Below are 11,743 nucleotides of genomic sequence, written 5' to 3'. Positions count from 1 at the left end.
GCTGGGTGCTACCTGCTTTCCGGGGCGGGGGTGGGCGTGGCGGTGGACTCGGCGGACGCGGGCGTGGTGAGGGGGTGCTCGGCGAGGTAGGCGGCGTAGTCTCCGTATTCACCGGCGTGGAGACGGGCAGTGAAGTCGGCGTGGGCGCGGGTCATTTCGGCCTCGCGGTTGGGCTTGACCCAGCCTTCGGGGATGGCGGGGGTGGGGTCGCCTGCGCGGGCGGCTTTGGCCCAGGCCTTGACGAAGGTGGTCTCTTCCTCAGTTTGCCGGATGCCAGCACTGTGAGTCTCTGCGCCAACTCGGTGACCATCTGGAGTGAAGAACATTCCCCACTCGTATTTGCGAAGTGTGTCGAATTGGGACTGGTACAGCGCGCATAGCTGACTCGCGGTCAGCCCTAGCATGATCGCCGCGATAGCGTCCATTTCAACCAGAGCCATACGGCGGTCATAATCAGTTCGGAGAGGGGTGCTTTCCGACCACTCCTCAAGAACGGAACCAATAGGAACTTTCATGCCGAAGGGGGTGCTCCACCGATCTGATTGCCAAGTTGATTCGAATACCTCTTCCCACAGGGGAGCGTACTCTCGAGTTATGCAGTTTAGGCGGAGGTTCCGTAGCAATAGAGGGGCCGCAAGAGGGTGATCAAGAGGTGCAGGGAATTGTTCCAGCATCTCAGCCTGGATGTCATCCTTACCCGTCACTTTTACCATATAGTCAAGTGGGAGAGTCGACCACAAGCCACCCACGAAAGCAGTATCCCGATCTGACGCCAGGGCCAGTGAGTAAACCCCGTGCACGTGCGTCACTCCAGGAGGAATTAGGCCCGACTGAAGAGTGCGCTCCGTAATGGAATCAACTCGTCGACGCCACGCGGCGCGAAAAAACTCAATCGCCCGCTTATCTCCCCAAAGTTTATGAGATGAAGAGAATTTGCCCGGCGAGCACACCCGAACATAGTTCACTCGCGGAACAAAATCGCTGGCGACTGTGGTGAAATCCAGCGAAGAGTAGTCTTTGTAGGATTTGCATCCGGGGTTTGGCTGTTGCGCGAAGGCGCTTCCCACGCCCAGGTGCGGACCCTGCAGGATCACCTCCTTGAGATTCTCGGGAATTCGAGTTTCCTTCTTTATTACGCCGGCATCCACCATTTGCTTTTCATGCAACCCCCAGGTCCACCAGTAGCGTCTTCCCCTTAGGCGCTGGGGGAAGGCTGCAAGAACATTTGTGGCGGCGGCATCGCCAGCAGTCAATGGACGCAGCATACGAGCTTCGAGGGCGGGAGTGTTAGGGCCATCGACGAGGGACGCCCACTGGGCGAGCACTTGCGCATCGACCTTCACTACACGTTCACGGTGCGGACGAAGATCCCAACCTCCGGACTCAAACTGACGCCCAGGGATTGCGCCGCATCCAGTGTGATGTATCGAGTCGTCGCACGTCGAGGGGTGCAGTAAACCGGAGATGTTAATGAAGTCTACATCCCGCGAATCCCCATACACGTGAATGCCATATTCGCGCGTATTCATGATTTCGAAAAGTTTCAATTCGTTGCGGAATTGAAAATGGCGGCGAAGTCGCGGGTATACGGCAGCTCGGAATTTCTTTCCGGCGACAGCGTTAAAGTGGGCTTCAGGATGAATGAGGCCAGCGATCCCTGCGGTGTCGGAATTCTTCCAAACCCGCTCCATGAAGTTCATGTAAAGATTGGTCTTGAGGCCTGCAAGTAGCGCATATTCGGTAGAGGAGCCGAGGATGGCTGTCAATCCTGCCCATCCAGCCAGGTCGTGCAAATACTCGCGAGTGGCATCGGTGTGGCTGAGTACGGTTGCGCGCCTAGGGGCGGCTACTTCGGCTGGTGGCTTATCGGTTAGGCCGAACCATGCATCGTGCTCTGCGAGTGCAATATGATCATTCCAATCAGGCTTAACCCATGGAGGGTTTCCTACCTGCAGGTTGAAACCGCCTCGCTCAAAAATGTGTGCGAACTCCAGCTCCCAGTGGAAGAACCCCTCGCGCCGCGAGATCGTGTCCACCTCACTCAGCCACAAAAAGCGCCCCATCACCAACGGCATGTCCACGCACTGGCTCATCAGCCGGTCGAACTCGTCGTCATCGGCCAGTCTTTCGAATTCGCCCGTGTCACCGAACAGCCCGAGTTCGTCGTCCAGCCCTGCCGCACCGCCATGCCTGCTGCTTGCCTTCGCCTTAGCGGGCGGAACACCAAGCACTGCCTCGCAGAACGCAAGCCACTCCTCCATGGTGGGAGGCGCCGGAGTGTCGGGCTGCCCCACCGGCCAGAACCACAAGGAGCACCAGGCGTCCATGACGAGTTTCAGCCGGCCACGCGGCGAGCCTGGCTCGTTCAGTGCGCTCTCGATCTGCTCACGCGTGACGTCTCCTGACGCCTTCTCCAGCGGCTGGTTGGGGTCGATTTCCCACACCTCGATCTGGCGCCGGACCTCCCGCTCACTCACGATCAAGCGGCGCCGGGCCAGCTCCCAAAGGCGCTCGACCCGCGTTGCCAGTGCCAGCAGTCGCTTGCCTTGCGCTGCGGACGGCGTCGCCGTGACTGCGGTTCGCCACTTCGCCAGTGCGTCGCGCTCGTCCTTTGCCAGCTCTTTGGCCTGCTTGGCATCTGCGACAGCGCCCCAACCCTTAGCCGGGAGCAGGAAGTGGTGGATCTCCTTGCCCGACTGAAACTGGCCGTCCTCGGCCCCTGCCCGCAGCGGCCGGTCCGTCGGGACCGTCGTCAGCCATGCCTTTCGCTTCAGCGCCTCCGCCGCGTACACGGCCCGTCGGGCCCCGATCAACGAGTTGCCGCGACGCAGGTGCAGGCCGAACCAGGGAGCCTTCAGGCCCTCGTGCATCGAGTTGAGCCACAGCGAGACCTCGGCTAGCTCAACAGCGGTCTGGTTGAGGTCGACGCCGTAGCAGTTGTGCAGTGCGATGTACGCCTTGACCTTCTGGAGCTCCGCCTCGTACCGGTCAGGAGGCAGTTGCTCACCGCCAAGCTCCGCCATCCTGCGCTTCAGGTACTCCGCCGCCAGTTGGTTGATCGCCTCGTTGAGGAACGCGCCCGAGCCGAGGGCGGGCTCGCACACCTTCAGGTCGAGAATCGTCCGCGCGGGCGTCGTGACGCCGTCCTGGTCCAACAGCTCCGCCAGCGCGTGCTTGACCGTGCTGCGGGTCAGTACCTCCGGCGTGTAGTACGACGCCGATCGCTGCCGCTCCCGACCGGACAGGCGGTAGACGAACGTACCCTTCTTGTGTTCGACCCGTTTGAATTCGCCCGTCAGCTCGTCACGCCGCTTGACGAAGACTTCCTCGTCGTAGTTGTCCGCGTCCTCGAAGGGCACGACCCAGGTGCCGCTCAGCCCGTCCGAGTCCGGCTTGGCGACCTCATACAGGTCGTCCCAAGCGAAGAAGCCGGTGTAGGACATCAGGCCCTCGTACACCGCACCGAGCTGGTTGATGCCGAGCTGCGCGTACGAGATGAAGCCCTTGCCCGTGCCGCCGCCGGCCTTGCCGCGGCCACTGCGCCGACCCTGGGTGAGCATCAGCAGGTTGAGTACCCGCCACAGCACCTTGTTCCGCAGCTTCGTCTCGATCCGCTCGCCCTCGACCAACACCAAGCCGATCAGCGGGGTCGCGTCGGCCTTGAACAGGTCGCTACGCAGGGCCTCGAAGCGCAGCCCGTCCGCGTCAAGGACGGACACTCCGTCCTCGGTCGGCGCCGCGTCCGTGCCCACGGGGCGGTGTCCCTGGTCGACCAGCCGGAACAGCAGGTCCAGCGAATCGGCGAAGTGCGTGCCGTCTTGAGCCTCCTCCGGAAGGTCGTAGGAGACCAGTTCACCGAGCCGGGCTAGGCCATAGCCGTCCTGGTACGCGTCGTCCTTGCTCGGCAGGATGTCAAGTTCGGGCCGGGCCTCCGCGTAAAGGAGGAACAGGATCCGGTACAGGTACCGCAGCGACTCCCGAGTGAGTCGGCTCGCGAGGTCGGCGGGGTCACCCAGCTCCGCCGGATCGGCGCCGCCCTCCTTGAGCCGGTCCAGGATCTCCTGGGCGATGAGCTCGACGGACTGCCGCAGCCCTTCCCGCAGCTCCTTCGAGACGCCCACCGCGTGTTTGCGGCCCTTGTCGACCAGACCGTCCAGGTACCCGGCGACTCCGCCCTCCGTCAGCAGTGACTCCGCGCCGAACAGCGCTGCCACCGCCTCCAGTTCCTCGCCGTCCGCGCTGAGGTTGCGGTCCAGGGCCTCGTCCACGCTCACCGCGAGGAACCGGCCCTCGTGCCAGGCCGTGCGGTCGGCGAGCAGTACCGCGCCGCCCGCGAGAAGAAGGACGTAGCGCGGGGCGTAGCCGTCCTCGCAGCCGAAGAGGAAGGTGACCGCGTCGGCCGCGCCGGTGATGAGCTGCTTGCCATCGAGCTGGATCGGGTCGAGGAGCTGTGCGCCGCCGTCCTCGATGTCCGCGACGACGAGTTCGCCGTCCACCTGCCAGGTGACGTCCAGGGCGACGAGTTCCAGGCCGCCTGGGCCCGTGACAGCGAGCGCCACCGGCACCGACCTTTCCTTGTCGCCTTGCATCACACCGAAGTCGCCCCGACGGAGTTGGGTGTGGGTGGAACCTGCGGCCTCCGCGTCCTTGCCCTCGCCCTCCGGCTCGACATACGCCAGTGCCGCCAACAGGCGGTCGTTGAGCTCCCGTAGCTCGGGACCGTCGAAGGCCTTGCTCTCGGTGATGCGGACCTTGGCCTTGAAGTACTCGCGGCGCAGGCCCTTCACGCCCGACCGGGACGACGGAGCGCCTGCCCGGTCGGCGGAGGTCCAGCGCTTGCGCAGCTCGGTGAGGTCGCGGGCGAACAGCTCGGCGAGGTAGTGGGCGGAGATGTACTCACCGCGGTTGGTGATCGCTTCGAATGCCACGGTGTCATGCACCCCTCTGCTGCTGAATCACGTTGCCGTCGGCAGCCGAGGCCGGCGCCAGGACTCCGATCACCCGCACCATCGCCTCGCCCTGCGTGGCCAACTGCTCGATGAGCTGCTCGACCTCCACCGCAGTCTTCTGCACGCGCGTCTCCTCGTGCTTCCGCCGGATGCCGCTGAAGCTGAGCTGTTCGAACGTGGACAGGCTGGCCTTACGCCAGGCTGCCAAACGCTGCTCATACTCCACGAGTTGTTCCACCAGCGGAGTTTCCTGCTCGGTGCGCAGCGCGGCGATGTGCTCGCGGCTCGCCCTTACCGCCGCCGGGACCAGTGCTTGCAAGGCCGTCTTGTCCCCGGTGAACGGTCGGTTGAGCATCTTCGGCTTCACCCCGGCCCGCTCAAGCACTCCCACCAGGTCGTCGTCGAAGACCGGCGTGCCGCTTTCCAGGCCCGTCACACACATCCAGGCCAGCACGGTGGGGTGACCCTTGGCGTTGGAGTACATGCCCTGAACCAGGAAGACCGGTTCATCGACGTCCGCCGTGATGACCGGAGCGCGGTCGCGGCTCTGGTCCGAGCCGTTCCGGCGGTCCTGAGTGAGCCTGACCAGGACCTTGTCGGTGAGCCACTCCACGACCGGGTGCTGGTCCGTGAGGTAGCTGACGTCTGGCCAGCCGGAGGTTTCGGTGCGCTCCTGCTTGGTGATCGCGCCCTTGACACGGTTGCCGCTGCGCTCGCGGGCGCGGTCCAGCCGGTCCTGGCCGAACTGTTTGTCGAAGGTAACCCGGAGCTGGTCCAGGACCTGCCGTTCGTCCAGGTACGACTTGGGGAGGACCAGCAGGCGGCGCTGGAGTTCCCGGTCCGGGGTGAAGACCATCATCTTCGGGTGGTCGGCGTCCCAGTGCTTGCCGGTGCGCTGCTCCGGGTTGTCGTAGACCTCTTCCAGGGCCTCTTCGACGAACGCGCGCGTGGAGGCGAACAGTTGCGGCACCCGATAGCCTGGTGAGTCGCCGTCCGGGGAGTGGTCGGCGAGGAACGCTTCGAAGGGGTCCAGCGGGACCGACGGAACGGCGGCGTCGAACGGTTCCTCGTTCGCCAGGAGCCGTTCCATGATGGCGTTCGTCTCGGCGTCCTCGTCGCGCAGGCCCAGGATGGAGGCAGCCTCGCCGAGGGTGCGGTGGACCTCGTCCTCGCGCTTGAGCAAGCGCTCGGAGACGGCTCGGTCCGCCGAGGGGCGGTCGGGGTCCTCGTCGGCGGTGAGCAGCAACAGCGCGCGGATCTCCGGGCAGTGCTGCTGGCCGTAGCGGTCAATACGGCCGTTGCGCTGCTCGATGGTGATCAGCGACCAGGGCAGGTCGTAATGGATCATCTGGTGGCACTGGCGGTGCAGGTTGACGCCCTCGGCAGCGATGTCGCCGGTGAGCAGGACCCGTAGTTCGCTGCTCGCCAGGCCGAAGTCCTTGACGGTGCGCTGCTGCTCGTCGTCGGAGAGGCCGCCGTGGAGCTGGCGGACGGCGCCGCTTGTCTTTCCCCGGCTCGGTGCGAAGCCGAGGGCCGAGGGCAGGGTGTCCTGCAGTATCTGGAGAGTGGCGCGGCGCTCGGAGAAGATGACGACGCGGCTGTCGGAGCCGGGGCCCACCTTGATCTCCTCCTTGAGGACCTTCACCAGCTGCCGGAACTTGGCGGCGTCCTCGATGTCTATGGCCTCGGCGATGGTGCCGAGGTTGACCAGTGCGTCGCGTTCGGCCTGGCGTTCCTGTGGGTTGGTGCTCCGGTCGATGCTGTCGATCCGGTTGTCGACCGTTTCCACGAGCGCGGAGTGGGAGGAGAGGAAGGACTTCAGCAGGGTGTACGGGAAGAGCCGGGCGCCCTTGCCGGAGACAGGGGCCTTGCGGCCGTCCTTCGGGTTGATCCAGACGTCGTACAGCTCGTCGAAGACCCGCTGCTCGGCCGGGGTCGCCGTGCAGTCGATGGCGACGGGCGGCTTGCGTGTGGCCCACATGTGGCCGATCTCGGCCGAGACGTCGGGCGACATCTTGTGGCGCCGGATGTAGAGGTGCTGGAGCTGCGTCTCGTCGTAGTCGCTGGTGTTGGGGATGGCTGTCGGGTCGAGCAAGCTCAGCAGCTCGCCGAAGGACTCCCGCTGGCCGTTGTGCGGTGTGGCGCTCGCCAGGATCAGGGCGTCGGTCTTCGGCGCGAGGAGTTGCGCGAGGCGGTTGTTCTTCGTCCCGGTGTTGATGAGCTTGTGCGACTCGTCGATGACGACGGCGTCCCAGGTGACCTGCATGAGATGGCTGCGCCAGCGGTCGGAGCGCAGGGTGTCGATGGAGATGATCGCGCGCTTGTAGTAGGAGAAGGGGTTGCGGCCGGCGGGGATGTCGTTCTTGATCCGCTCGATTCCGGCCGAGTCCAGCCGCACCACCGGGATCGCGAAGCGCGTCCACAGCTCGTGCTGGAACTGCTCCAGGATGTGCTTCGGCGTCACCACCAGGATGCGCTCGCCGCGTCCGCGCCTGATCAGTTCGGACAGCAGCAGCCCGACCTCAAGGGTCTTGCCGAGGCCGACCGCGTCCGCGATCAGCAGTCGGGGGCGCAGGGCGCGAAGGGCGGCCTTCGCGGGTTCGCGCTGGTAGGCGAGGTCATCGACGAGGTGAGTGCCGACGGTGGCGAGGCGCTGTTCGGAGAGGGGCAGCGGGGTCTTGCGGATCAGCGCGTCGATGAACAGGCGCGAACGGCGGCACTCGGGGGAGTCGTCGGGGACGAGCTCGGTGTCCTCGGGACGCAGCGGGGTCACCTGGTCGAGGCTCTCGTGCGCGAAGAAGACCGCCCGCTGGTCGCGGACCAGGGGCGAGATGCCCCGTACGTCCAGGCGGGTGCCGTCCTTGGCGGTCTCGACGGCCTCCACGACCAGCCAGTCCTCGTCGCGGGCGCGGACCTGCATCCCGGCGGCGAACCGGACGCCGCCGGACGCATCGCCCGGGACGTTGCCTGACGCACTGTCGGCGACGGTGGTCATCGGCGGGTCTCCTTCGATTGCTGCTCTGCTGCTGTGCCGTTCAAGCACTGGGCGTTTGTGGTTCGTGCGCGGGTTTGACGGGGTCAGCCGCCGTAGTCGCCGCGGCGGTCCTCGATACGGCTGCGCCATCGTGCGGCCCAGCGGTCCGGCATGGCATCCGGCCGGGGCCCGGGATCGAGCGGCTCCGCGGGCCTGGGGAACGGCGCGGCCTCGGGCAGCGGCTCGGGGGCGATGTCCGGAACGCCGTCCGGCTCGGCCTCCACCGCGGCATCGGGATCCGGTACGGCATCCGGTACCTCGACCGGTGTGGCCTGCCGCTCCAGCACCGCCGCGAGGAACGCCTCCGGCAGCGGCGGGTACGCCTGCGCCTCCATCGGCACGCCGAAGTCGAGCAGGCGTCCCATCGCCTCCTCCAGCACGTTCTGTGCCGTCGGCCGGTCCTCGGCGTCGAAGGCCAGCGTGTGGGTGACGAGGTCGAGCAGCGCGGGCGGGAGGCCGGTCAGGTCGGGCTGGATGTCCAGCGTTCGCTGTGCCGGCATCTGTGCGTAGAAAGGGACGTGGCCGGTCGCCGCATGCGCCAGCGTCGCGCCGAGGCTGTAGACGTCCGACGCCTCGCTGGCTCTGCGGGAGTCCGCCGCCTGTTCCGGTGCCATGTAGGAGAGGGTGCCGAGGGCCGCGCTCGCCGTGGTCAGGCCGGTGCTGCCGCTGACGTGGGAGATTCCGAAATCTATGACCCGGACGCCGTCCATGGCGACCAGGACGTTGCTGGGCTTGAGGTCCCGGTGCAGTAAACGTACCGAGTGGATGTGCATCAGGGCGTCCGCGAGACCCGCTGCCAGCCACCACGCACCCAGCTCGCTGACCGGGCCGTGCTGCTCCACCAGCTCCAGCAGCGAGGGCGCGTTGATGTACTGGGTCGCGATCCACGGCGTCGGCGCTTGCGGGTCGGCGTCCACCAGAGCGGCGGTGTGGAAGCCGCCGACGCGGCGGATCGCCTCCAGTTCCAGCGCGAAGCGCTTGCGGAAGTACTCGTCCTCCGCGAGCTGCGGTCTGACGACCTTCACCGCGACCGGGCGGGTCGAACGGTAGCCCAGGTACACGACACCCATCGCGCCCTGCCCCAGTCGGCCGACCAGTCGGAAGTTCCCGACCGTCGTCGGGTCGCCCGCTCTGAGCGGCTGCAGCACCTTTGCCCCCGTACTGTCCTGACCTGGCTGGACGAGAGCGAGGTTATCAGCGGGTCGGTTCACTGATCCTGCGCCTCCTGGGACTCGCTCTTCCCCGAAGAGGCACTGTTGGCCGACGGCGGCAGCAGGGCGCCCCTGGTCAGCCCGTCGTACGCGAGCGCGCCGACCCGGTCGCCGATGGCGGCGACCTCGCGCAGCAGTTCCTCGAAGGCGGCCAGACGCCGGAAGGCCTCGCCGTACTCCCGCTGGCGCCCGATGTCCATCTGCGGAACCTGCGCACCCGAGGCGTTCAGGCGCAGGGTGCCACTGACGGTGGTGCTGCGGCGGGTGTTGGCGGCGCTGCGCAGGAAACCGCGCAGGTAGTCGGTGTCGAGCCGGTCGGTCCGGGAGGTCGGCTCGGTGCCGTCCAGGTCAACCAGACCGCCCCGGACGAGATCGCCGAGTCCCATCGGCGCGGCCTCGATGCGGCCGGGGCCGGCAGGGAGCTCGGGGAGCAGGTCGAGTAGGTCCCAGGCGAGGCTCTGGACGCGGTCGCGCAGGGCGGCGTACTCGACGGGGTAGTCGCCGTGATGGGGGGTGACGTAGCGGCCGGGGCTCAGGTCGACGTCGTCGTCCAGGATGTCGACGGGCGGAACGTCCGCGACCTGCTCCGGCGTCGGTGCGCAGTCCTTCATGCCGATGCCGATGCCGATGCCGTCCGGGTCGGCGGTGCTGAGGTCGATCATGCGGATGTGCGTCGGGGCAGGATCGCCCTTGGCCGGTCGCCGCAGGATCCACAGGTGCACGGGCTGCGCGTGGCTGGACATCAGACCGGGCGGCAGTGCCACCACGGAGGCCAGCAGTCCTCGCCGGACCAGCTCGGCCCGTATACGGCGACCGGCCTTGCGGTAGGCGACGGACGAGGGCAGCACCAGCAGTGCCCGGCCGCCGGGGGCGGTGTGGGCGTAGCAGTGCTGGACCCAGGCGAGTTCGCTCTCCGAGCGCGGGGGTACGCCCAGCTCCCAGCGGGGGTCGAGCAGCAGGTCGTCCCGCCCCCAGTCGGCCACGCCCACCGGGGGATCGCAGACGACCAGATCGGCGCGGAGGTCGGGGAAGGCGTCCTTGCGCAGCGAGTCTCCACAGGCCAGCGTGGCGGTCCTGCCGTCGAGCCAGGCGCGGAACTCGGCAATGGCGGCCATCGCAGGATTGAGTTCCTGGCCGTACCGGTGGCCACCCGGGACGGCCGTGAGCAGCAGCGTCCCGATGCCGCACGTCGGGTCGTAGACGGTGCGGACTGTGCGCTCCGATGCTTCGGCTGCTACCCCAGTCGGCCCGGTGAACGCCGCGACGATCCGCTCCAGGGCGAGAGTGGTCATCGGCTCACCGCCGCTGCGGGTGGTGGAAGCGATACAGCGCTCGATGAGGTCGGCGTAGAGGGCGTGTGCGCCACGCTCCGCGGACAAGGCGGAGAGGGCAGCCGCGGCGGGCTCGGCTAGCGGCTGCTCGACGGCGGTTCCGACCAATCGAGCGCCGACCGCGCCGAGTGCGGTGAGCAGGTCATCGCCGTACTGAGCGCGTAGTTCGTGCCACAGGTCGACCTCAGCGGAGGTTTCCCGGCCCTTGCCCTGCCGGTCCAGCCACTGCTGGACTTCCGTGAGTGCGAAGAGAGGGCTGGTCGCGGTGCCGGCGGCGGGGCGCGGGAAGTCGGGGTGACGGCGGCGCCAGTTGGAGACGGCGGCACGGGTCACTCCGGCGAGGCGGGCGATCTCGGCAGCCGTGACGACCGCCGCGGGGGCGGATTCGTCGGCGGCCATGACGGGACCGTACACACCTCAGAGGGCATAGACAAGATGCCTGCGTTAACGCCGCTAACAGTGTGGTGACATTCCTGCTCATTTCGGAATCCATCGAGCGAGGAACCACACCTCAGGGGGGACAAACGGTCAGTCGACGAGTGAGAAGGTCGGTCAACCCTCGCTGAGGTGGCACGCGGCGAAGGTACGGCCGTTGGAAGGTGAGCACGAACAGTACCAACCAGAGCTCTCCCCGACAGGCCGGAGTGCTGCTGCGGGAACGGCTGGAGGAGTCGGGCTGGTCCTACGACGACGGCAGGGGCGGGCGCCGACCGGCGGTCTTGTCTTCTCCGAGTGCTGTCCGTACACGACCCTGGTCGGAGCCGCCGAGCTGGGCTACGACCAGGAACGCCCCACGTACAAGCGCCGACCGGCACGAGTTCCGACGGCACAGTGGCGGTCGGTACGGGCGGCGGAGTGCGACAGGCTGATCGGGCACATGGCGGGCCTGGCCACCGCTGATCCGCCCCTCCTGCTCTCCTCCCACCCGGTCTCCCGTCAACTGCTCTCCGAGCCCTCACCTCAGAAGGCGGCTGACTACAAGCATCGGGAGGACCTCATCGATGCGCTGCTCTGTGCGTGGACGGCCGCACTGTGGTACCGGCCGGACTGGCGCGCTGCCAAGTGCTCGGGCGGACAGCTCCCTGCTCCCGGGACAGGCGCCCACCATCATCGCGCCTGCGCCTTGAGTAGCGGCGTGACGGTGAGACGATGTCAATCGAGGGAGATCAGCCGCTCGACGGTCCGTCGCCGGTGGCGTCACGGCACTGATCACCTGCT

At 66.9% G+C, this 11,743-nt stretch carries 4 protein-coding genes; all 4 read right to left on the bottom strand.

The window, feature by feature from the left end; all coding sequences use genetic code 11:
- Nucleotides 1-8: 8 nt before the first annotated feature.
- The 4 genes from AB0J12_RS00315 to AB0J12_RS00300 all read right to left on the bottom strand — a co-directional run bounded on the left by AB0J12_RS00315 (nt 9) and on the right by AB0J12_RS00300 (nt 10,924).
- On the bottom strand, nt 9-4,928 hold the full coding sequence (locus AB0J12_RS00315; RefSeq protein ID WP_363261847.1) for a type II restriction endonuclease subunit M: 4,920 nt from the start codon (nt 4,926-4,928) through the stop codon (nt 9-11).
- 4 nt (nt 4,929-4,932) lie between these two features.
- Nucleotides 4,933-7,944 (bottom strand): DEAD/DEAH box helicase, encoded by a 3,012-nt coding sequence (locus tag AB0J12_RS00310; RefSeq protein WP_363261846.1) that lies wholly within the window; start codon nt 7,942-7,944, stop codon nt 4,933-4,935.
- An 83-nt stretch (nt 7,945-8,027) separates the two neighbouring features.
- Nucleotides 8,028-9,131, bottom strand: a complete 1,104-nt coding sequence (locus tag AB0J12_RS00305; protein WP_363261845.1) for a protein kinase — start codon at nt 9,129-9,131, stop codon at nt 8,028-8,030.
- 59 nt (nt 9,132-9,190) lie between these two features.
- Nucleotides 9,191-10,924, bottom strand: a complete 1,734-nt coding sequence (locus AB0J12_RS00300) for an N-6 DNA methylase (protein ID WP_363261844.1) — start codon at nt 10,922-10,924, stop codon at nt 9,191-9,193.
- Nucleotides 10,925-11,743: the final 819 nt, after the last annotated feature.

The organism is Streptomyces sp. NPDC049915 (genome assembly GCF_040656475.1).
Lineage (GTDB): Bacteria > Actinomycetota > Actinomycetes > Streptomycetales > Streptomycetaceae > Streptomyces.
The sequence above is the reverse complement of the archived record's forward strand: the minus strand, read 5'-3'. Positions and strand labels throughout refer to the sequence as shown.